The organism is Rhodopirellula sp. UH5 (genome assembly GCF_056839225.1).
In genome coordinates this window covers 6,754,212-6,777,399 of record NZ_CM166390.1, presented here as the reverse complement: position 1 = coordinate 6,777,399, position 23,188 = coordinate 6,754,212, and the positions used below count along the sequence as shown (strand labels likewise).

The 23,188-nt window shown below is 54.1% G+C and carries 19 protein-coding genes; 4 read left to right on the top strand and 15 right to left on the bottom strand.

Annotated features, from left to right (window positions below; all coding sequences use genetic code 11):
- Nucleotides 1-2 precede the first annotated feature (2 nt).
- Together UH5x_RS24345 and UH5x_RS24340 are read right to left on the bottom strand one after the other, a co-directional pair.
- Nucleotides 3-851 (bottom strand): carboxylesterase family protein, encoded by an 849-nt coding sequence (locus tag UH5x_RS24345; RefSeq protein WP_053061259.1) that lies wholly within the window; start codon nt 849-851, stop codon nt 3-5.
- A complete protein-coding gene (locus UH5x_RS24340; RefSeq protein WP_150122656.1) occupies nt 835-1,761 on the bottom strand; it encodes a MauE/DoxX family redox-associated membrane protein in 927 nt (308 codons plus the stop codon). The genes UH5x_RS24345 and UH5x_RS24340 overlap by 17 nt, the downstream gene beginning before the upstream one ends.
- A 1,408-nt stretch (nt 1,762-3,169) precedes the next feature.
- Between UH5x_RS24340 and UH5x_RS24335 the strand changes: the two genes are divergently transcribed.
- The 3 genes from UH5x_RS24335 to UH5x_RS24325 all read left to right on the top strand — a co-directional run bounded on the left by UH5x_RS24335 (nt 3,170) and on the right by UH5x_RS24325 (nt 7,430).
- Nucleotides 3,170-4,156 (top strand): hypothetical protein, encoded by a 987-nt coding sequence (locus UH5x_RS24335; RefSeq protein WP_160311476.1) that lies wholly within the window; start codon nt 3,170-3,172, stop codon nt 4,154-4,156.
- Nucleotides 4,149-4,958, top strand: a complete 810-nt coding sequence (locus UH5x_RS24330; protein WP_047816343.1) for a hypothetical protein — start codon at nt 4,149-4,151, stop codon at nt 4,956-4,958. Before UH5x_RS24335 ends, UH5x_RS24330 begins: the two co-directional genes overlap by 8 nt.
- Nucleotides 4,959-5,531: 573 nt before the next feature.
- A complete protein-coding gene (locus tag UH5x_RS24325) occupies nt 5,532-7,430 on the top strand; it encodes an ArnT family glycosyltransferase (RefSeq protein ID WP_047816344.1) in 1,899 nt (632 codons plus the stop codon).
- Nucleotides 7,431-7,454: 24 nt separating this feature from the next.
- Here the strand turns inward: UH5x_RS24325 and UH5x_RS24320 are convergent, their stop codons facing one another.
- The 3 genes from UH5x_RS24320 to UH5x_RS24310 all read right to left on the bottom strand — a co-directional run bounded on the left by UH5x_RS24320 (nt 7,455) and on the right by UH5x_RS24310 (nt 13,442).
- Nucleotides 7,455-9,587: a hypothetical protein gene (locus tag UH5x_RS24320; protein ID WP_150122658.1), complete on the bottom strand. Its 2,133-nt coding sequence runs from the start codon at nt 9,585-9,587 to the stop codon at nt 7,455-7,457.
- A gap of 524 nt (nt 9,588-10,111) precedes the next feature.
- Entirely contained in the window at nt 10,112-11,236 is a 1,125-nt protein-coding gene (locus UH5x_RS24315) for a DUF1559 domain-containing protein (RefSeq protein ID WP_160311477.1), read from the bottom strand.
- Between the two features lies 1 nt (nt 11,237).
- Nucleotides 11,238-13,442, bottom strand: coding sequence for an EF-hand domain-containing protein (locus UH5x_RS24310; RefSeq protein ID WP_047816347.1), 2,205 nt, complete (start codon nt 13,440-13,442; stop codon nt 11,238-11,240).
- Between the two features lie 743 nt (nt 13,443-14,185).
- On the opposite strand from UH5x_RS24310, the gene UH5x_RS24305 reads away from it, so the two are divergent.
- Nucleotides 14,186-15,775 (top strand): type IV secretory system conjugative DNA transfer family protein, encoded by a 1,590-nt coding sequence (locus UH5x_RS24305; RefSeq protein WP_047816348.1) that lies wholly within the window; start codon nt 14,186-14,188, stop codon nt 15,773-15,775.
- Here UH5x_RS24305 and UH5x_RS24300 read toward each other — a convergent pair.
- The 10 genes from UH5x_RS24300 to UH5x_RS24255 all read right to left on the bottom strand — a co-directional run bounded on the left by UH5x_RS24300 (nt 15,757) and on the right by UH5x_RS24255 (nt 23,124).
- Nucleotides 15,757-16,107: a hypothetical protein gene (locus UH5x_RS24300; RefSeq protein ID WP_150122659.1), complete on the bottom strand. Its 351-nt coding sequence runs from the start codon at nt 16,105-16,107 to the stop codon at nt 15,757-15,759. The two genes, UH5x_RS24305 and UH5x_RS24300, sit on opposite strands and share 19 nt — an antisense overlap.
- A gap of 47 nt (nt 16,108-16,154) precedes the next feature.
- The gene (locus tag UH5x_RS24295; RefSeq protein WP_047816350.1) at nt 16,155-16,433 is read right to left on the bottom strand and encodes a hypothetical protein; all 279 of its coding nucleotides are present in this window, start codon (nt 16,431-16,433) and stop codon (nt 16,155-16,157) included.
- Nucleotides 16,434-16,930: 497 nt separating this feature from the next.
- Entirely contained in the window at nt 16,931-17,137 is a 207-nt protein-coding gene (locus UH5x_RS24290) for a helix-turn-helix domain-containing protein (RefSeq protein ID WP_083435100.1), read from the bottom strand.
- Nucleotides 17,134-17,907 carry a hypothetical protein gene (locus tag UH5x_RS24285; RefSeq protein WP_047816352.1) on the bottom strand — a complete coding sequence of 258 codons (774 nt, stop codon included), beginning with the start codon at nt 17,905-17,907 and terminating at the stop codon, nt 17,134-17,136. Before UH5x_RS24285 ends, UH5x_RS24290 begins: the two co-directional genes overlap by 4 nt.
- A 128-nt stretch (nt 17,908-18,035) precedes the next feature.
- Complete coding sequence (locus tag UH5x_RS24280; RefSeq protein ID WP_236696540.1) at nt 18,036-18,734, bottom strand: hypothetical protein; 699 nt, start codon at nt 18,732-18,734, stop codon at nt 18,036-18,038.
- 34 nt (nt 18,735-18,768) lie between these two features.
- A complete protein-coding gene (locus UH5x_RS24275) occupies nt 18,769-19,308 on the bottom strand; it encodes a hypothetical protein (protein ID WP_150122660.1) in 540 nt (179 codons plus the stop codon).
- Between the two features lie 82 nt (nt 19,309-19,390).
- Entirely contained in the window at nt 19,391-20,299 is a 909-nt protein-coding gene (locus tag UH5x_RS24270) for a hypothetical protein (protein ID WP_047816355.1), read from the bottom strand.
- 248 nt (nt 20,300-20,547) lie between these two features.
- Nucleotides 20,548-21,567, bottom strand: a complete 1,020-nt coding sequence (locus UH5x_RS24265; RefSeq protein WP_150122661.1) for a vWA domain-containing protein — start codon at nt 21,565-21,567, stop codon at nt 20,548-20,550.
- The gene (locus UH5x_RS24260; RefSeq protein ID WP_083435101.1) at nt 21,560-22,300 is read right to left on the bottom strand and encodes a MotA/TolQ/ExbB proton channel family protein; all 741 of its coding nucleotides are present in this window, start codon (nt 22,298-22,300) and stop codon (nt 21,560-21,562) included. Before UH5x_RS24260 ends, UH5x_RS24265 begins: the two co-directional genes overlap by 8 nt.
- Nucleotides 22,297-23,124 (bottom strand): FliH/SctL family protein, encoded by an 828-nt coding sequence (locus UH5x_RS24255; protein WP_047816359.1) that lies wholly within the window; start codon nt 23,122-23,124, stop codon nt 22,297-22,299. The genes UH5x_RS24260 and UH5x_RS24255 overlap by 4 nt, the downstream gene beginning before the upstream one ends.
- Nucleotides 23,125-23,188 lie beyond the last annotated feature (64 nt).

Below are 23,188 nucleotides of genomic sequence, written 5' to 3'. Positions count from 1 at the left end.
TGTCACTGCTTGAACAGCCATTCAAGGTACTTATTCGAAGGCTGCCTGACAACTTGAAAACTGTTGTGGCCAACGTTCTCCAGAATGGTCAACTTAGCTTTTCCGTTTGCGGCCAAGGCCGCGTCGACCATTTCCTGCGATTGCTCGGGAGGAACGACGCCATCGTTTTCACCGTGGATAGCCCAGACGGGAGTGCGGGCGATCGCGTCCGCCGCGCTCGGATCACCACCGCCGGCGACGGCAATGCAGCCGGCGAATCGATCCGGCATCTCCGCTAGGTAGTGCCAACAACCGTAGGCTCCCATCGAGTATCCCACCAGATAGATCCGAGACTCGTCGACCGCTTCTGATTCGACCAGTTCCATGATGATCCCAAGCACCGCACTTTGAATATCGAGCGGACCGCTCGATCGCCAATTTAGATTCTCAGGGCATTGCGGGGCGATCACGTAACAAGGCTGCGACGACTGGAATGATGGTTCGACGAGGAAGGTGCCCAAGGTGCTCAATTGAGCACGGCAATCGTTGCCCCGTTCCCCCGACCCGTGCAGCACGATAATCAGCGGCGCTTTTTGGGCTGCTTGCAAATCGGGCCGGAAAAGCAGGTAGGGCAGAGTGGCCTTTGCTTGTCCAGGTGCAGCAAAGCCCTTCGTTTCGTAACGGGACGCCTTCTGCTCGATACGCCAGTCGGCCAGCGATTGCTGACCGGATTCCCACAGACCGGGCGCGAACCAAAGAACAACATCCGCAGCGAGCCAGACCAGAAACAGTTTTAGGAACAATCTTCTGCGTCCATCGCTGGCCTCGCAAGTCGCACTAATTGCATCGGCGTCGCTATTCATCGGCAGCACCAAACAACTTTCGGATCCAGTCGTTTGTTTCAATCAATTCGGACGCATCCTTACCGGTCGCAACGCCGACGACAATTCGGTCCCGCACAGCAATAAAAGTCGGTGCGGCGATGAAGGGTTCTTCGGTGTCCTCCCAAGTGATCACAAATTCATCGCCCGCACCAATCGGCATCGGCGAAACCTCGTTCGGCATGACGGTCCATCGGCCCTCCGCTACGGAAATACCGATCACGCTCAATGCATCGCGTTGGCCTGCGTTCCGAGATTCCCACTCTGCCGCCACCTCGCGGCAATGCTCACAATCTGGCCTTAGCATCACAACTAATGCATCGCCCGTCGCAGGCATGGCTTCGGCAAATTTCTCGTCACAGAGTAGCGGAAACCACATCCCGATCAGGTTATCGCCAAACCACGTCGGAATTTCGTTAGGGCTACTGATCCGCTCAATCTGCCACATCGTCCCACCAGCGGCGAGCAAACCAGCGGTAACTGCAATGCCAGCCGGCATAAACAAGTGGCGTCGCAGAAGATTAAAGCCTTCGCGAAGTTGATGCTGTCCCAGCCCGCGACTGCAAAGCAGCAGCCCAACTACCGCCAGGTCGACGATCAAAGGCACACCCTTCGGTGTTCGTGCCCCGAAACAGCCGCAGTCGGCTTGAGTCAACCACGCCCACGCAGCGATGCAAGCAAGCGCGGAAAACACCAGCAAAGCAAAACGATGGGCAAAGCGTGGCGGTGCCATCGCGATCAATACTGCGGCGAACACCTCAAACCCAACCGCAAGCGAAAGCCGCACCGGCGATGCGAGCAAACCGCCCGACCCCAGAACCGCTGACGCACCAAGCATTTTCAACGCAGCAGTCAGCATCAGAAGAACGCTTAGGCAGATCCGCCCCGCATCGAAAAGCATTGCTTTGAAACCTGCCCATGTTCTGAACGTTTATTTCAGGATCTGCCGTCCGCCAAGGTTACCGTATATTTGCAACTATCGCGATGACAACGAACCCGCACGAACGCGTGTCGCAGGAAGACAACGCGTGTCGCGAACTTGATTGAACGTTCTCGCAGGCACCGGACAGGGCGACCGACACGTCGAACTCACCGGAGCGATTTAGTCGATTGCCCCAAACTGCGTGTTGCTGGCTTGTGACATCGGTTTTCTTCGGAGGCACCGGAACAAAGCCCTTCAAGCCAATAATCAGCGTTTTGGCACGCCCCACACCTCAGCGAGAATTCCCAGCGGTTGACCGAACTGCACCTCGTGCAATAGACTGCCGTAGCAGCAGCGATTCCAGAAGCGGCCCTCCTTCAGGATTGCTCTTGCTAAAGATGTCGTTTGGGCATTTGGGTGCGAAAGTGGGAGCATCCAATCGGTTCGGTCTTCTATAGGTTTTAGTTGCTCTTACAGTAAAAAATTATGTCGCACTCGAAAAAATCAAAGGTTCTGTGCTTGGCCCTGGGAATATGCGCCGCTGTATTGTGGAAAGCGGCGATTTCCGCACAAGAGTCACCACAAAGATGCGAGCCCCCGAAGACCTATCCTACAGGCCCTGACCCCGCGGGTGAATGTTGGTTCAATCCTATTTTGCAAGATTGTGGAATGGCGCCCGGCGCAGATGAACACTGCGGGGATTTTGTCGACCAAAATTTTGACGAAGGTACATGTGTTGACTCGGTGTATAATAACTCCTGTTCGACGACCGATGACGAAGGGGAACCGATTGAAGAGAATTTAACCATCATTACAGGAATCGAAACATGTTACGGAGACGGGGACGGCGGGTGCGAATGTGTTTATTATCTTCCAGTACCGCCTAGGACGCGTGTCGAAACGGTTCAAGGCTGCCGTACGATCGAACTGGGCGTAGCGTCAAGCGGTTTCCAAGCGGAGTCAAAAGCCTTTGTTGCGCTGATTTCTTTGTAAAGCCATCAGGACGAAGTGGAATGCGGTCCATGCCCCTACGCAGGGTTACAGGAGGTGCACAACTTGTTTCTGCATGTAAAAGTTAATGGCGTTGACTGCATTACCAGTGGGTGTGTATGGATAAAAAGCCTTCAGTCCTCGATTCTAGTCCATGCTTTACAGCTTGCTTGGCACAGCCTGCCTAGCGGTTGCATTGGCACTTCAAATGCAGTCCCGGAGTTCTTTCGTAGGTATGCACGCTTTCTCATCTAAAAACGTTTGCTCAAGATTCGAGCCTCCTGGGCGGGTCACGATTCCGCTCGGGGTGGTCCTATCGGCGATTCTATTTGTTGGACCGTCTGCTTGCGCGGAGGCCCCCGTGGGAATCGAGCAAACTTGGTCCAACTGGAGAGTCTTGCCTGCGACTGCTGATGTTTTACTGCTCCGGTATTCTCGTTCTCCCACGGAGCCAGTTTCCCCTTCTGAATTCGAGGCCCTTTTGGCTGCGAAAAACCTTATGGTTGCGGACGAGAGGGACGAGTTTCTGCGATCGCTTGACAAGGACCTGGCGCCAAACGAAAGCACGATGTCATCGACTAGGCTGCTTCTAAGGGGAGCAAGCGTGAAGGTGGTTGACAAGCATGACTCAGGTAGTCTTAGTTCACTCAGAACTGGCGACACTGATATCCTTTCGACTGACCTTAAGAGTCCAGAAAGCAGTAATTCCCAGATAGCTTTGTACCCAAGCGGAGGTCTTGGTCTGCGATCCCTGAAAATAAGTGACTTGTCTTTCGTTCTTTCGCAACGTAATTCCCGGCTTATTAAAATCCGAGAAAACACGTCATCCAGTTCGTATATCGTAGGGGACTTAAGGGAAGTGGTGGGTGGCACCGTTTCTGAAGCCGTGGTTTCGATTGAGCGAGATACTGCACTCGTGGCTAGCTACAGAGCCACGGTTCGTTCGGATGAAGGTGACGAAGGTTCAGTTCCGTTTTTTCGCCGGTTGATCTTCCAAGAGAACCTAGTGGACGATAGCCGAGAGTCGCCTCTGCCCCAGTTATTTGTAAAGGCTGATTTTCGCAAGGATGTGTTAACCATGCTAACGGTGAATTTGATTAGCTCCTCGGTTATTGATGGACTTATTGAACCGGAGTCATTTTCGGTTCCGGTTGATGAGGGGGCGGTTGTCGTAGACAGCAGGGAAAGCCTCTCAAGACCTAAGGTGTATGTTGCCAGCCGTGGCGATTCCGATGTTATCAAGCAGGCTGATCGAATGGCTGAGCCTACAGTAAATGTTATTGAAAGACCCGCGGCCAGAAGATTATTCCTCCCTTTGTCCGCTGGAGTTGGAGCTGCTCTCTTAGCCGCTTTCCTTTTTCTGGGTCGCAAGAGAAGTGAATAAGATTGCTGGGCCGGCATGGCATCGCTGGCTTTTCTGTATTGTTTTTGTTGTATTCGCTACTTTCGTGACGCTGGCCTTCCCCATCCGGGGTTCGCGAGAATGCGATCCTTTGATTGGGACTGAAGACCGGGCTGTTACGATTTACAGATTGCTTCAACCCGATTCAACCCTCTCGGAAACCTGCTTTACTTTTCCGTTGACACTGCGGGATGCAGGCTGCCCTGCTCGAAAGCTCAAGTATATGGGAATGAGCTGCAGCTGCGCGTCAGTTTATGCTGATCAACAGAAGCTATCGAAAGGTGACGCAGTTGTTGTAACTCCTGCTGAGCAGCGGAAAATTACAATGCTGTTGCCTGCAGTCGATCGCCCTACGGTTCGTTCGGTCAGTGTCGTGCTGCAGGATTCTGAAAGGTCGAATATTGTCTTGAAGTCCTCTTTGGTGCTCGTTGCGCCAATCTCAGTTTCGCCAGATGTTATTGACGAGATCGTGTTTGACGAAACAGGGCAATGCGGGACTTTCTCGTTAGATGCCAAGGTTACATCGGTTTCGAAGCTTGCGATTGGGGAGTTTAGCATTAATATTTCTGACGAGAGTGTTCACCTAATGAAATTGGAGTCAATTCGAAGTCAAGGTCTTAACGGAGATGCTCTAGTCTCTGAGACTTGGAGGTTAGCTTTCAAAATATCTGACGTCAAATCTAAGCCAGTTTCTTTTTATATTTCGCTGGTCAGCCACGAGGGGGTGGAGTTGGGTAAGGCAAAGGCTCTATTGAGGATTGACAAGGCACTGGAACGCCTGTGACTTTAGTCTTCGAGCGATGTTCGGAAATGGACCTCAGGTTCTGCTTGTCCGCGCTCGAGCTGAGCAAACGGCCCCAGTTGAGCTGGTTCAGCGGGAATCGGAAATCGACCGATGGATGGAAACGTAGCCTGATGGCGTCCTTCGCCTCGTGATTTAAGCATCCACTTTGGAAGTTTTTTCGCTTTTTGGCGTAGTCCCAGAGGGAAAGGTGACAGTCATCGACTCGCGAAAGCCGCCTGCCTTTCGGCCTCTAGGGCGATACAGTGTTGGTGCTCGGTGTTGAAGCGGCGACGCGCCGCTTTCTGTGTTAGCTCGGGATCTTTATCGCTGGCGATTTCGGTCACATCTATATCGTTATGCTTTCAACTCTGATGTAATTCAAAGTAGTCTTACGCATGTTGGGACAAATGGGAGGCGCCCCACGAACCTCTTTGATGCAGAATGTCAATGTTTCGACTTCATCCAGATAGGGTAGACTAACCTAAACGTCTAGGCGAAGATCAGAAGTCTCATCTTTATCACCGTTTAGCAGGTTGTTGACGGTTCGCTCTCCTGCGCGTTTGAGAAGTCTGATTGAATCGAAAACACTTCTCCCTTCGAAACTTGAAAATTTGCCTTGCATTGCTGCTCGGGGCACACACCATGCTGTTGGCGTACAGCGGGTGGTGGCAAAGTCCAACGCTGAATGAGCCTGGTCACTTAGTCGCCGGGTCGCACCACTGGAAGACCGGGGATTTTTCGCTGTACCGTGTCAATCCGCCACTAATTCGCTTGGTGGCCTCGGTTCCCGCTACGTTTCAGGGCTACGAAGAGGATTGGTTGGTTAACCAGGAGCATGTGGGCGGTCGACCGGTATTCGGCCTGGCCGAAGATTTCGTTAAAGCCAATGGGAGCCGTTCGCTGCTCTATTTCCGCCTGGCTCGTTGGTCGCTCATCCCGTTCAGCCTGTTGGGTGCCTGGGTTTGCTTCGCTTGGGCGAAAGATCTTTTTGGCGATCTGGCCGGACTGATGGCGGCGACGCTTTGGTGTTTCTCGCCGGTAGTGCTGGGACATGCCTGTATGATTGCACCGGATGCACACGCGACGTCGCTTGGGCTTTCTGCTTGCTATACGTTTTGGCGGTGGTTGACAACACCTTCTTGGCGGCAGGCCATCCTGACAGGTTTCGTGCTTGGCTTGGCCGAGTTATCGAAGACGACGATGATCCTGTTCTATCCGCTTTGGCCGATACTGTGGATCGCGTATCGGTGGAGTGAACGACCGTCGATGACGTTCCGTCGATGGCGTGATGAACCCGGGATGTTGATTCTGCGCATGTTGATCGGGCTGTACGTTCTCAACCTCGGCTACTTGGGCGAAGGTAGCTTTGCCCAGTTGAAAGACTTCCGATTCGTCAGCGACATGCTTACCGGCGACGATGATAACGTCGGTATCGGCGGCAACCGGTTTGCCGATACCTGGCTCGGCGAAGTGCCGGTTCCTCTTCCAGCCAATTACGTCATCGGCATTGATGTGCAGCAGCGAGATTTTGAAAATTTCAGTCGGCCATCATACTTGCGTGGTGAATATCAGGCAAAAGGTTGGTGGTACTACTACGCATACGCGATCTTGGTGAAGGCTCCGCTGGGGACGCTCGGTCTGATTCTGATGGCTTTGATGGGCTCGTTGTTCGGTTGTGGTCCGCGAGCCGACCGGCGGGATTTGCTTATCTTGCTGGCTCCGGCGGTGATCATCTTCGTGGTAGCCAGCTCAAAGTTCGGGTTCAGCCACCATAGCCGATACATTCTACCATGCGTCCCGTTCGTTTTCATTTGGATCGGCGGTCTGTCACGCCACGTCGTTTCGCTTTGGGAGACGGCCTCGGCAATCTGGCGACGACGAACCGTGCTGGTATCAATCAGCCATCGTCGTTGGCGGTCTACTGCGATAGGCTTCATTTCGATTTGCCTACTTAGCTGGACGACTGCCAGCAGCTTAGCGGTCTATCCCCATAGTATTTCGCACTTCAATGAACTGGCGGGTGGTCCGAAAAACGGGCCATCGCACTTGCTCAACAGCAACATCGATTGGGGGCAGGATCTACTGTTCCTCGAAGAGTGGATTCAAGATGAGGGCCACTCGCTAAAAACGCCAGTTCATCTTGCGTTTTACAACTACTACAACCCGTTTGATTTGGGAATCGAAGACATCGAGCCCTGGCCGTTCCGCCGTGACGACTCAAACGAACAATTGGTGCCCGACGGACTTTACGCGGTCAGCGTTAATCTGCTTTACGAATTTCCCTGGCCCGTTCGCGACCGCGATGGGCGGCGTTACTTCATTGACAACCGCCCTATGGCTTACCTGCGAAGCCAAGAACCGGTCGGCTGGGCTGGGTACTCAATTCGCATCTTTTCGGCTCAGCAGGTTCGCGATGCCTACGCCGCACCAACACAGCCACGACTTTGGTTAGGGTTCGATCGCGATCGGTGAATGAAACCTGGTACGTGAACTTCGTTATGTTGTTGTTGGGGTTCGATAACGTCTGAACCCGATGCCCATCATGACCAACCCGGCTAAGCATGCGGCTATGCGAGCAACTGAAGTCGTTGAAAAAGGGTAGTTTGATCCAGTCTGGGTAAGATGCCTAACTGACGGCACGAATGCTGACCTGATGCGCTGCCTCTCTCCGGAGTCCATCGTGACGTACTGCTGCTTTTCAACCTTATCGACGACCCACACATCGGGTTCGTTAAAACACTGTTCCGAACTATCCGTTGAATTTGCTGGAGTTTCACCGTCTGTTTGAGCGGACGCAACGTCGACAAATCGTATCGGTGCCTCCTTCGATTGGCCGTTGACGATTGTCCAGCCTGCCGGATTATTGCTCTCGTCGTAATTGATTTCGATGCACACGTCACCGAACATCGGTGGGAGCGGGCGGCCGTATTCGAACTCGATGGACTCGTCCGCAGTGATAACTTTTCCGTAGTAGCAGCGGATCAGCCCGCCTGCGTCCAAGTCAATCCAAAATCGCCGGATGTATCGATCGTCATCGGGATGGACCTCCTCGAATACTTCGCACTTGTGACCGGCGACGAATTGATCTGACGCAACTTGTTGCAGGTTGGTGATGTCGACATCGAATGGTTCGATGTCGATGCGTCCGAGAGACAACAACGCTGCGGATTGGTGCAGGGAGTCGATTTGGTCTGTTGGATCAAACTCTGGTGAAAGCCTTGCCCACGAAGCGGGATCGTCGAGAAGATTGGAGCGACGAACGGCTTTTGAAAGCCCATGGTCGCCGCAGTCTAGGAAATCGATTGACTCATTTGCTTTGATCCAGCGTTGGAAGGTTTTGACGTTCCGCTGCCGAGGTTGACGATTAGCGAAGCCATTGGCGATCGCTGTCGCAAAATCGGATGGTGCTTCTGGCATATTGAGCATGTATGGCCGGAACTGGACGACCGAGGCTTCATCGCCGCGCGCAAACGCTAAGTTCATTCGCGCCGGATCGTCGTCAATGCGTTGTGAAGCAAAGTAGGTTTGATCTGTGGCGACTTCGACGCGGCGTTCGAAATCGCTATCTGCGAAGCTTCGGACAAACTCGCTTGCACTCTGTCTGCTCCAGGTAATATGCTCGCCAATGGCTTGCTGGGAGCGGGCTTGCAGTAGCTCGATGGTTGATGGCTTGATCCTCTCGCGGTTGGTTCGCATAGCGGTGGCTTCGATCTCCGACGGAGTAATTGCCTCGACGATCACGGGTTCGGACTTCGCACTGTCCATTCGATATCGCAAACGTCGAAAAGCGGCTGTTGATTGCGGTTCTTCAGAAACATCCATCTGGCCGGAACGCGCATGCTGAATACTCAGTTGTGTGAATTCTGCCGCTCCATCGGGCAGGCTCCAGATGGGCCAGCCGTTGACCGATGCGGTGACTGCTTCACCGCTACGAGAGACGCTGACCGTGTTCCATTGCCCAGCTCGGATCGCAAAGCTGCCTGTGAGGTCGAGAGGTTCGTCCTGAGCGGTTGTTCGCGGAACGATCTGGTCGGGGCGAGCGACGCAAAGGCGATGTGACGATACTGGTTCGCTCAAACCACCGGAGTCCAAGATGAGATAAACCGGTTCAGCCAATGTGGCTTCGAAGACCAAATCGAAGTCCTGGCGTTCTTTGAAACTCAATTTTAGGTTAGTCGCCATTGCGTTGGACGATGGGGCCTGTGACTGGGGACTTGTTGTCTCGCCTTCTACTAAGGGTGTGGCAGAAAGCCCCTCACCCCCAGCCCCTCTCCCCGAAGCGGGGCGAGGGGAGCCAGATCTTTGGATAGGTTCTAAAGCTGCAGGGGAATTGATGGGCTGATAGGTTAGCGTTGCTTGATTGATCGGTCGTGATTTGGTGAGCAGCCAGCGATACATCGCGGGGTCGCGATAGGCGTAGTTCCAAGTATCATGCCCCGGTCGGTCGTACTCGGTGACTCGGTAGTCACAGCCCGCGGAATGCAACGCCGCGTTTAGCGATCGGTTTTGCTTGACGACGCCCGGATTGTCGCCTCCGTTGTAAAACAACCAAATCGGTAGTTTCTTTTCCCGCAATACATCAACGGTTGCGTTGGTATCGCCGTACGACGTCGCGGCGACAGAAACCACGGCCGCGAACCGATCGACATTGTCCCCGAGCATTTGAAACAGACCGGCACCGCCGGAAGAAACTCCCGACAAATACACTCGGTCGTCATCGCATTGGTAATCACTCAGCACGGTATTTAGAACTTCGAGCGCAATCGATGGATCGGGCTCACGCGACCATGAACCGCCTTCGGCACACTGCGGAGCGACCGCCAGAAACGGAAAGTCCCGCTGCATTTCCCAAACCGGTCGGCCGAAGTTGTTCGAAATTTGCAGCAGTCCATCCTCGCCGTTTTCTCCATGGCCGTTAAGGAAGAAGAAGACCGGATAGCCATCGCAGTCCGGTGGCGGATCGACGTGCGGAACGAAGACGATGTACCGATGCTCGGTCCCGTTGTCGTCAATCAACACTCGACGAACAAATCCGCGATCGTCTAGCTTGCGTTCATCCAAGAAACGAACGATGCGATCTTGCGTCAGCCAACTGGCAAGTCCCAACGCGTAGATCACGACACCGGCAATGATTGCGTTGCGTTTCCACCGCTTCATGGGCCGGCTCCTGATGCTGGCTCGCTCGTCTGCAAGCTGTCGTTACGAATACCAAGCTTCTGAAATAGTCCGAGTTTGTCGATGTTAGGAATTGGGTCGAGAGGATTGGCTCCTTCGGCTGGAATGGTGTTGTGGAAATCAATTTGGTCGTCGATAAATCGAACGCTTCCATCGGCCATCAAGAAGTTTGCTCCGCCGCCGAGGTGGTAGCTACCAAAGCCGTTCCTCGCCGTGTGTGGCCGGCTCACGGTCAGCCCGTTCTGGCGAGTCACTAATGTCGGGGGCTGGCCTGTCATCTCGGACGTGGTCGACTGGGGCAATTCGTTGATCCGCCACCAGACTCGCCCCAGGCACATCCCGCCGTCTCCGACGCCAACGCCTCGAATGTTGGCGGTCCCAACCCAGCTTGCGCCACCCTGATACCACGCTCGCTCTCCCACCGCGATCGTTTGGCTCACTCCGTCGACGATCTGGCGTCGATGAACTCGGCTGGCCGGATAGAACAGACCGTTGTTCCGTCCGGTGGCTTTCTGGAATTGCTTGGACCATTGGTTCGGCGGAGCCAAATAGAACGGGTGCTGCAGTTCAAAGTAACCAGCACTTCCAACGTAGCTGGACGCGCCGGCATACACACTACCGGAACCTCGATCGAGCGATCGCTGATATCGCGGCAATGGCGCGGAATCCATCGCTTCGCCCAGGCGGTCGCTGGCGCAGCGAAACTCGCCGACGTGGAAACGCAGCATGTTCGCTCTTGCCGGATCACGAATCGCCACCGGCAAGTCGCCGCTATCAATCTGCAGTGACTCATGTAATTCCGGATGCCCTAGATCGGACAACAACAGGGCTGACCAGGCGTACGATGGTTCATTCCATCCCCACGTTTCCGCTCCGTCGGAGTCAATGGTGTAGCCCGATGGAGCATAACCGCTCGGCATCGATAGGTGTCTTTCGTGATAGGCGTCCATTGCCACACCGATTTGACGCAGATTGTTCTGGCAACCCCAATTTCTGGCCGACTCACGCACGCTCAATAATTGCGGCAAGAAGAGGCCGACCACCAAACAGGCCGCACCGCATAGAAAGAACACCTCGGTCAGCCCAACACCGCGACGTAGCATCTCACGACTCCGAGGCGACATCGGTCGCGGCTGGCTGTTTGTTCTTTCCATGCAACCGGCGAATCACCGCACGTCCTATCAGGAACACTAGCAGGACATCGAAGATGACGATGACGACCGTCAGCCAGTTCATCGGCGAACCGATCAATCCGGCGATCCACGCCCAACGCTCGCGACCGGATCGACCGTTCTCCAGCCGGATAAACTCCTCTGGCGATAACGCCGCATCTTTGTCTTGGTCATAGTCATCGAAGACCACTTGTTCGCCCTGCTGAGCTTGCGGCGGAATCCAGCGTGCGTATTCCTCGAAGGTAAGCATTGCGTCGCCATCCGCGTCACGTTTGGCAAATATCACCTGCGGGATCGGCTCGTCCTTAGAAAGAAATTCATTTAGATCCAAGCTGCCGTTTCGATCCCGATCCAGCACGCGAAAGTAACGTTTCTCCTGGGTCTGAACGAACGATGACTCGCCATGACGCGACGCGAACTCGTCCTCGCTAAGCCGTGAATCCCGTGATTTGTCCAGCCTTGCAAAGCCACGTTCTTCCGGCGGCAGGCCACGAATACGTCGTTCTTCGGCCGCCTCCTCGTCAGTCGCTGTAAACTCATTTAAAGACAGCGAGCCATTTTCATCTTGATCGTGCAATTGGAACGTCCGCCGAGCGTGCGGCTCCCACTTCTTGCCAATCGCGTTGGCCAGAAACTCCGCTTGGCTGAGCGATCCATCGCCGTCTTCGTCTTTCTCCCCAAACTTAACTCGAATGTCATCCTTTGAAACGGAGAATTCATCCAACGACAACGTTCCGCTATCGTCAAAGTCGTGTGAGCGGAAAAAGATGCGATCCCACTTCTCGCCAGGATTGCCGAGGTTCTTAGCGACGTGCTCGTCAAGCGTCACGATCCCATCGCCATCGGCGTCTCGCCGGGAAAAATCGATGCGAGGGTCTTTATCGTCGATAATGAACTCTTCACGTGTTGTGATCCCGTCGCGATCCAGGTCGTGCCCGCGAAAGTTCAGTCGCCGCCATTCTTCGTACTGAGTGCCCACAACACCGGCAAGTTGTTCTTCCAATGTCAACTCGCCATCTTTATTTGCGTCTCGTTGAACGAAGAGCATCCGCCGGTCACCATCGGGTATGGAATATTCGTTCATCGACAACACGCCATCGTAATCGGTGTCTCTGCTATCGAAGTGCAATCGCCTCCATTTCTCATGTGGTTTGCCGCGGCTGTCGCCGATCTGTTCTGCGAGCGTCAAGGTTCCACTGCCATCGACGTCCCGAATCGCAAACTCGATTTGAGGTGTTTTCTCACTCAGGCGATTGATCTCTGTCTGTTCAAGTTGCTTGTCGCCATCACCGTCAAGAATGCTAAATAGTTGCTCAGCATGCTCCGGCGTTTTGCCTTCGCCAGCCAGCACGACTGTGAGCTCACGCGCCGTCACCAGGTTGTCGCGGTCGAGGTCGTAGGTTGCGAGGAGACGTTGCTCTTTTGGAAGTTTACTCAAGACGCGTCGGCGCGTGGCTTCCGTCTCAAGTTTATCGAACTCATCAATGGATAATTTTCGATTGCGATCTACATCGAACACCGAGAACTGACTTCTGCGTGAGCTCTCCCAAGACTTCCCGATGTCTTTGACAATGAACTCTTCCAGCGATAACTCCCCATCTCGATTAGAATCACGATATTGAAACTGAATACGAGGAAAGTCCCACAGGTTCGCACGATCTGCGTACTCACCTTCGTTGAGCGAGCCATCCTTGTCGCGATCCAGCACCGCGAACATCTCTTCTGCATATCGCTTATTCACTCCCTCTTTGTTGCCGATAAATTGCTCTCGGCTAAGTTCCCCATCTTCGTCCTTGTCTTCCCGTTTAAAGTCCTCACGGCGCATCACCTGTCGCTCTTCTTCCGTCCAATTTGCCGCTGCTAAGAACTCGTCAACGGTTAATTTCGCATCTCCGTTCAGGTCTTTTCGCTCAAACTCGGAGTCACTCCTTTCACGCATTTTGCCAATCGAACCACCCGAAAACTCCTCTTTGTCAAGAGAATCGTTGTTATCAAGGTCCTTCAACTGGAACACTTTCGAACGGCTGACCTGCTGCTGGGCGAAAGCCTCTCTGCTAGCGGGTATGAAAGCAAGCATGATCGCCGCGAAATACTGCAAGCGAGTAACCAGACGCGACTGAAGCCAACCGTGCGACATCTACGTTAACCTGTTGTACAAGGGAGAAATGGCCCACTATCGCTGCGGCAAACGGACTTGCCATCCAGCAGTGCCCTCGCGCCCCCCCATTGAACCAAAACCAACGGCCCGCTGCAGCTGCCTCGAGGCTTTTCTTTCGATTTACTTCAGCAAGTTTTCGCAGGTGAATCGTCATTCAGAAAATGCAAACGCGTTCGGACGCAGATGCTGATTTCTCGTCACCGCTCTTCAACGGACTGAAACCGTAAGCGATTCCCTCTCAAAGAACCCCTGCCAGCTGTATCTCGGAATGGACCAGCACGCAAATGCAATTTCCATTTCGCTGCGAGTTCAAGATGGAAACGTCTGACTTCGACCACCGGTCTCAACTCAGGTGGAGCGTTGCGTCGAATTCTTCAACAAGCTCCACAAGCAGACGTTCAAAGAAGATGAATATGTCGCCGTCGTCGAAGCCTGCGGCGTGAACGATTGGTTGCTTGTGTAGTTGCTGCAGTATGGTTGTGCTAAGGCGGTACTCATTCAACTTCGAAGAAGCTCGAGGTCACAACCGATCACCGTGATCTCCCATTCGCTTGCAATGTTGCTCTGACCAACTGCAATCGTATCCCGAGAGAGGTGACGGTCACCGAGGTAAGTCAAATTGGATTCCGTCATGATCGCGAGCTCCCGAGTTGCCAAACGCAATCCACGGTACAATCGCTTTTCGTCGTTGAGAAAGCCGCCACTTGTTCTTGGGATCGTTAATGTCAAAGAGTGCGCAACGCGAGTTCGAGCGTTTTGGAGAACTGCTCGAAGACCTGCCGCGTGGCCAATTTGCGAAACACGTCGGGCAGCCGCCGAGCAATTACTTCGAGCATCCTGCGTATGTTGCTTCGACCCCGTCGATGCGAATGGACGTGAAGCACAACCACGAATCGAAGTTGTTTTTGGGGGTGGTTGGTGGTCAAGTTGTCACCGGCAAACGACAAGCGGATGGCAGGATACCGCGGTGGGTTCATGGTGGTGTTCCGATCGGTGTGGCCGACGACCGCCATCACTTCCTTTTGGCCGGCAGCCGCGGCGGAAAGGGACGTGCGTTTCTCAACAACAATCTCTTCCTGGCTCCGAAGTCGACCTCCAATCTGGTTCTCGACCCCAAAGGCGACTTGGCGGCTGAGACTGCGGGCTATCGAGCGGAAGTACTCGGGCAAGACGTTGGTGTGATCGATCCGTTCGGGTGCTCCGGGTCTGGTACAAGCCGTTATCGGATCGGCTTCAACGTCATCGAGGAGTTGTTGCGTTCCGATCGCCAGGTTCTGACCGCGGATGCGATGCAGATCAGTGAAGCACTGGTGATTGAGAATGAATCAGCGAAAGATCCTCACTGGGATGCGGGTGCCAAGGACTTCATTGCTTGTCTTTGTGTCCACGTTGCAACGCATCCGAATTACGAGGGGCAGCGTGACCTTGTCACGGTTTGGGAACTGATGGCATCGGCGACCAAGCCAGATCCCAACGATCCGCATGCGTACGCACTGGAAACTGAGATGCTCGAATCCGATGCAGGCGGAGGCTATGTTCGCGCCGGGGCAAACGCGTTCTATTCGAGAACTGGCGATGAGTTTTCGAGCATGGTTTCGGGGACGCGGCGTCATTTGTCATTCATCGGCATTGAAGCGGTTCGAAACGTGCTGCGAGGACCGTCGGTCAATCCGCGGCAGTTGAAGAATGGTTCGCTCACGCTTTACGTTTCGATCCCGGCGATGCGAGACAAGGCGATGAAAGGATTCAAGCGTTTGGTTGTTCAAACTTGCCTTTCCGCTTGTGAGGCCGAGACGGTAGCCACGGGCAACCAGACCGTTTTTTACTTGGATGAATTCCACAGTCTTGGGCGTCTGGAATGCATCGAGATCGCAATCGCACAGTTTGCTGGTTTGGGCGTGAAGCTGGCGATCATCCTGCAGGACATTTCGCAGATTCAAGCCCTGTATCCAAAGTCATGGCAGACATTCCTGGGCAATGCGGGAACGTTTCAAACCTTTGCTGGATTCGACGAGGCTTCACTGACCTACATCAGCAAACGATTGGGCGAAGCCCTGACGTCCACGCCATCGAGTCATCAACCCAGTCGAGAGCAGGTTATGCAAGACGCCGCCACGGGGACTTCGTGGGCGATTGGAAACAAGCCGCTGATGACTCCCAATGAGATCGAGATGTTCTTTGCTCGGGACGATCCCAAGTTGCGGCAGTTGGTCCTTCGACCCGGCTATCGGCCAATGGTATTGCAGCGATGCTTTTACGACAAAAGCGAATTCATCAAAGATCGCTTGGGACGTCACACGTTGTCCCGTTGATTGGCCTTATTAATGAACGATGAGCTGAAAATCAGGTTTCGAGTGAGCCAGCGGGTCAGGACGAACGTTCCGACAGCCACCTTCGCTACGCAGAAGAAGACTGCACAGATGAAGCTCACGCCAATAAAAAGAAACGCGATCCAAGACGAACAGAAAAGAAGCAAGTAGCCGATCAGCACACTTTGTGGCGACTGCAGAGGACGGATCATGATTGGGCAATGCTCTTGCCAAAGCTGAAAGCCATTGTCATCCGATGCATCCAGGATGAGCAGTCCGGCCACCCAGCCAATCACAATGATCAGCCAAGCATACTCACTCGCAACCTCTGCCAAATCTTTTCGAGTGGCCTTCTCGGTCGCGGCAGAACTCGCGTATGGGTTCACTGGTCCCTGCTTTCCTCGTCCTCGCTGAAAGCGATGAAAAGATGTGCCACCGCATCTTGGAGACCAAGCGTGAATGGCAGTGAAAATTCTTTGACGGTGTCGTGCCCGAACTCGATCAGCTGTGCCGCGGTGAAGTGACCACCCTCGACCAGGAAGTCGTACTGTCCCCAGAACAACAGCGATTGCTCGACAACGATTGCGTTCCCAAGTCGGTCGGTCAGGGTTCGGCTTTTGTGGGTCAACCAGAACTCGGTTTTCTTTTCTGTCCAATACATGATCAACCCTAGCAAACTTGCGCAATGCCGCGCAAGCTTTAAGTTTGACGTGATGTGTTGAAGAGGACTTCGCTCTTTGATTCCGGATGCCTCCCTGCATTTGCAGGTACTCAATGACTTCGGCCGGCAGAGCCTTTGTTTCTCCTTCCGGCGGTGCGTTCAAATTGCTTGCGTATTGGCCGCTCCCGTGCGGGCCGAGTGTTGGGAAGTTTGCGGATATCAACGTTCCGTTTAGCGACGCTGCGTCGCGCTGCACCGCGTACGGCTCGGGACCCGGACGGTGTGAGCGTCAAGTGCCGTTCGGATAGCGTTTGCTTCAAGCGATCACGCACGACCGTCGCAAAGCTGGCGTGGATCTTCGGCACATGATGCGATCGTTTGAACGCTTCTTTCAAATTGACACGTGGCCGTTGGGCCCTTCTTGCGAAGATGCGTGCAATCCGTGGGATCTTGCAGCGTTTGCGATGGCTCATCAAGTTTCTCCGGCTGTAGGAAAGCTAAAAGTGACGGTGTTGGCGGCTGGGTAACTGCGTGGGTTCATGGCGGCGTTCATCCAAGAACCGATCGAGATCTTCTTCGCTAACCCGCCGGCAAGATCCGATTTGGTAGGATGGAAGGTCCCCCTTCGCGATCAAGGAATAGGCCAAGCTGGCGCTGATCTTCAGTCGTTGAGAAACTTCTTTGACCGTGAGAAGCATGCTCATCTCCTGCTCATCTGAGAAAGATCGAGGTCCATCGCGATGTTTCCTAGGAAGTGTCGGCCGGCATCTGTTTCCGGCTGTGTGAGTGAGATCGCCGCGTTTAGGACCACCGTCAAAGACTCACCTTGTGTGAGCGGGAGTGTCGCGACCGGTAGTGTTCTTAGGCGGTGGGGGCCAGAAGGATGCAGTTGCGGCGTATTGCCCGATCCGCCGACGATTACAAATTCCAGCTTTCGGGCATGACGGAAATGACACTTCGGCCAGATGCGAGGCTGCCCACCGGGCCGCGTCGTCGAGACATATTCGGAGTAACTTTCGGCTTCGAGATCAGACCGGATGGCGATCTTGATCTGAGTCGGTCGACCGCGAAAACGACGTGTGATTCGGACACCGTTGGAGTAAAACCAAGAGCGAAAGCCAATGGCATTGCTGGTAAAGAGGAACGTCAGCCGTTTTGAAAAGAAGAGTCCCGAAAAGCAACGCGGCATGAAATACCAGATTAGCGGTGAGGTCACGAGCGAGACAATCATGTATCCGAAAAGACCAATTGCGCCCCACACAATGACATCTTCTCCGGTCAATCCTCTGGCCGATGGCAAGGCGTTCCAAACCCAAAACAAGACGCCAAGGTGCATCAGAGGAAGGACCAATCGTGTCAATTGATAGCCGCGTTCAACTGCTCGCCAATCCACCACTCGGGTCGACACGTAAGCCTCTCCTCGTTCAGCGTCAAAGTAGAGCGCCGGCGAGGTTGGCAGTCCTGGATCAACCATTCGTCTCATCATCAGAGTGCCTTGAGTGAATTGAGTATGTCACGGAGAAAATCGGCACGTTGTCGATCGACCGAGACGTTCCCTCGGCCGACGAGGACGAGTACCGACACGGCCAAGTAAACCGCGTCCTAATAAAACTCAGGAAGCTCTGGCCTCGAGGTCAGGTCATTGTTGATGACGAATTGACCGGGCTCGAACCCGGCGCGTTCGATGATTTCCTTCCATCGCCAGACTTCGTCCTGTGCGACGTAGTACAGCGCCAGGTTGCCGCCGTGTTCGCGGTAACGGGTTAAGGACTCGAGCATCCGATACCCCTCTTTGGATTTTGTCGGTTGATCCGTTTCGGATTCGACCAAATCACTCAGCAACACGGTGAGCGTCCGCGTTTTCTCAGTCACGTCCGGCATCGTGTTGACGTAGTCGATGGTCTTGCGCGTGGCGATGTAGACCGGGGACTGATTGGGCACCGAACTATCTTTTAGAAACGCCGCCATCGCTTCGGGTGATTTGAAACGGTGCCGCAGTTCTTCTGGACTTCCCTCGAAAAGGACCACTTGAGCGTGACCGCTCATTTGCGACAAAACAATCTTGCAGTCACCTCCGATGGTTTGCTCGCCGAACGACTCGATCAAACCGAGTACCATCGGATAGGCTCGCTCGCCGAAGTCTTGGGAAAAGCTTCCGCTCAAATCGATGGAAATGACCAAACAGGCTTCCAACGGTTTCGGTGCGAACATTGGACGAGAAGCCGATTCGGTTTTCTTGACGCAGCCGCTCGCGCCCAACAAGCTCGCGAAGATGGCTGGTAAGATGATGAACATTGACATCGGGTGGGTCGATCGCATCGGGATCTCCTTTGAATTAAACGTGATCGGGGTGGTAATAGGACTGATGGAACGCAGCAAATGCTGCGATGCCGGCGGCGTACATGCAGGTGCAGACAACTGGAACGTAGGCCGGTGCATCGCTCCAGCCATTGTTGCGGGCCGCTAGGGCGATAAAGAACACGAAGGCGTCGGCGATCAAAATCGTGCTCGCGACAATGGCATAAAAACCAAAGGCGAACGGACGCGTCTTGCGATAGCCCATCACCGGCCCAACACCTTTGAATTCGCTAATGACACGTATCCAAATGACGGTCACGGCGAGAAACAAAAGGCAACTGGCGACATGGCTCAAATCCAGATTCTCGATGCTTTGATAGTCCCGTAAAAATTCGGCGCCAGGAACTGCCCGGTGCAGTCGCGTTCGCATGATGGGCAGTAGTTCCCGAATGCCCTGCGCCGCGATGGAAATTCCCAGCGTGCCAAACGACGGGATGACGATGGCATTGACCAAATAGAATTTGACAACTTCGCCGGCTGGCTTTTTCTTTTTGATCGGCTTGGGCATGGCGATCACATCTTCGTTCCCATCGTCACGCGGCAGGGCATCATCGAACGTGTCAATGTCATCGCTGACAAAATTTCGATCTAACAAGGGTCTACGCTCCTAGGTGGGAGGTTTCGAGGCCGCCCGCCACGATGGCGAGCACGGGGTGCTTCATTCGCAGTCTTTCGTAGGCCTGCTGCAGTCCGTAAAGGATCTCTTCAGGGGTTGGATCCCCTTCCTGCTTGACCGAGCGAATAAACACTTGCACGGCGTTGTCATGGTGAACGCACTTGCCCATGCCATCCGCCTTGAGCATCTTTTGCCGTTCGAGCTGGGCATGTCGCTTAGCAATGCCCTTCATCGCCTCGGCGTCGATCTGGCCGCGGCCTGAACAGGTACGAGTTGGAGCGGCTGGTCCTGACTTAACATCATTCGCCGTTCCTACGCTAACGTCTGAGACGTCAGACCGGCCCGACGCTTCGATCCTTTCAGGATTGAACTTGGTAGAAGGCGAGTGAGCCTTGATAATGGATTCGGCGACTTTGATCGTGATGATCTCACCATTGTGAGCACGCTTGATCGCTTCATAGCTCGCTGCTTCAGGAACCTTCGGTTCGCTGAGTAGTTTGATGGCTTCGGCGACGAAAAGTGCGGCGAGCCTAGGATTGGTGAGCAGCGTTCGACCAAACCTGAGGAAAGCATTTCGGCAGCGGTATTGCTGGCTACGACTCACACCCGTTTCTTCATACATCTCTTCGATCTGGTCGCCGCGTGCCATGTCTGGCGTCGCCAATATGAAAACGTGAATCATCATGCCGATTATCAACATGGATTGCGCTTTCAAGTGACGGATGCAGTCAACCGCCCGAACCGCGATTATTTGTTGTTGGTGCGGCGTAGCCCGAGCCAGGCACTCCCTCAGTTCGTCGTCGCCGACGCGACAGAGCGAGTCAATCAAACGACTCGAAAGCATCTCCGCGTCGATCCGTGCGCAAAGTTGTTTACAAAGGTCTTTCATCATTCGATCCCAATTCAATAACTAGAAAGTGCAGAAGCACCCGAACAAACCGGCGCTAAGTCCAACAAAGACAATGGTCCAAAACACGTTTTCAACTCGAATGTTCGGTTGGTCGTTGGTCTCAGGCGTTTCGTCACATGCCGATGTCGTCGGCGCGCGTGCTTGATCGTGAGGACGAGCAGAAGGAGCCTGCCCGGCGGGACGTCCGCGGGTCGAAAAATTCACCGAGTACAATTCATCGTCGCGAGTGATCATGGTTGATCGTCTCCCCCGGCGAAGGCTGCTTTGAGAATCAACTCGAAGAGCTGGGAATCCTGAGTCGAGAAAGTAGAATGCTCGTTGGATTGACCGAGTTGTTGAAAGAAACTCTCGTCGGCGGTGCCAGCAGATCCGGTATAGAGCGCCACGACCCGTCGGTGCTTTCCGGACTCTCGCGCCCACGTCCGAACATCGTCGAGCAGCGTGTCCTCGACGACTTGATCTTTGCCGGACACTTCGTGGGTTGAGACATCCCCGATGACGACAAGACATTCTCGTGGCGCGTCTGGGAATGCCCGCATCCTCGTCATGGACGATCGGACTGCTGCCTCAATGTTCGCCGTTCCCCCAGCTGCATCGAGGCGATCAACTAGATTTTGCACGCGTTTGATCGAGACGCCGTTATCGTCTTTGTCCGGAAGAACTGGTTCGATTGGCAATTCGACTAGTTTGAGATCGCGGTATGCCACAATGCCGATCGACACTTCACTGAGGACGTGAGGCAGCGTTCGCATCAACGAAGCAATCGTGGACTGCAAACTCAAAATTGCTTCACTCATTGAACCGGTGCAATCCAAGCAGATGTCAATACGCAAAGATTTCGCCGCTCTAGCCTTGGAAATGATGCTCTGGAGCTCATTGATTTCTTTGTCCTTATCGCGAAGTTGGCTCTCGCTGTTTGCCAGAGCGTCATTCGTCTGCTGTTGAGCATCCTCGGCCGCTTGCAGTGACTCCAACATGGCCAACAATTCCGCTGCCGTGCGTTCGCGTTCGCCATCTCGTTGACTCGACATCTGGGCAGCTCGACTGGCTGCGTCATCGAGGCTCGCTTGTTGCATAACCATCAGGTTTTGCAAAAGCTCTTGATCGACCTTGGTCGCCATCGCTCGCACACCCTGATTCACCATAAAGATGAACAGGAGCAACAAAAAGATGAGCACGCAATTCATCATGAGGTCGCCAAACCCCGTTGCGTCATTCTGCATGCGTTTACGTTTTTCTCTACTACGCATCGTTCTCTCCTTCATTCCGTAGTGGGAACATGTCGAGCTGAGCATCGAGCTCATCAATGAACTGATCGACCCTTGCCTGCGCAACGCTGATCAAACCGAACAACAACACGGAACCAAAGAATGCGGCGGTCAACGTTGTCGAAATGGCGACAGCCATGGACGGCAGGGATTCGCCGATCGCCGTCCCTACCGCCTGAACATCGGTGACATCCGCCGCACCAATCCCAATCGCGTTGAGCATTCCGATCATGCCGATGCAGGTTCCAACGAGACCCATCGATGGCAACGTGCTTGCAATCAAGGTCAGCGGATGAAGTTCACGTGTAAGTGACCCCTCCAAGCTGTTTAGAATGCTTTGATGGCCCGTCTCGCGTCCGCGGATTGACTTCAATGCGAGCGTCTTGATGGCTTGCAGTGCGATGGGATTATCAATTTCGTCGTGAGCGACAATTTCGTGCACATTCATCTTCGCGCAGAGCCAAAGCACTTGCTCAGATCGTCCAATGTGATGACGAAGCCTCGACAACCACGTCCAAACTTTCAGGACGCCGCCGACCGCCACGAAGATCAAGTAAGCATTCATCGCGGTACTGGTATATCCAGTCAATATTCCAACGATGCCGAAGACGGCGTATAAGGCAGCGACAAGAATCCACTTGCTCGCGCCGCTTGTCGTATTAACGTCGAGCAACCGTCCTGGATCTTGATGAGGGGGTGTACGCGGAGCGCTCATTTTGCCACCTCCACCGTCTCGATCGGAGCGTCAGTTTGTTTGTCGACTTGAGATATGCGGGGGATGACCGCACGTTCGAGTAACGCTAGCAAACGTTCCTCACGCTCTTGCTCCTGCAGGCGGAGGAGAGTGTTTTGTCTTTGGATCACAAGTGCCGATCCAGGTTCGCGATGAACGAGAACGAAGAACAGAACCGCAACGAAAGAACACGACACGCAAACGACCACCGAAGCAATCTTCCAAAAGCTTTCCCGGCGTTGTTGTTCCTTTCCCGCCTCGAAACCTTCAACCTTTCCGATCTTCAGGCCTCTCGCTTCGCCCATCTCCTCGGCCAGCTCGATCTTCTGAGCCGCCTCTTTCTCTGCTTCGCTGCGACCTTTTATTTCCCCATAGATAGCCCCCTGCTCCTGCCCTTTTCGAAACTCGTCGGCGGCGGCCTTGGCGTAGCCGGTTGCTTCGCCCTGTTTGAAGCCTGCCTGATGTCCTTTCAGTTCACCTTCGATCATCCCGGTTTGGTGCCCCAGCTTGCGGGCAATCTCTTTTTGCTCATTAACATCCTCCATCGCGGCGTTACGTCCGCTCGCCTCGCCGGCTTGGAAGCCTTCTTGCCGCGCCGCTTGAACGACGGACTGCTGAGAGAGAAGTGTTTGCGTGGTCGCGGTCGCCGAGGCCGTTTGCTGCGTCATTTGCAACTCACGTCGATGCCGGGCTTCGGCTTCTTGTTGCTTTCTCGCGGCTTGTGGATCTGGACAACCGGCGATCGTAGTGATGACGCTGATTAGCAACGCATTCCATGCGATGCTGTGGTTCTGTTTATTGTTCATGATCGTTATGTGACTTTCAGCAAGGGCATATCGCTAGCGAGTCGGTTCAAGTACCGATTTGAAA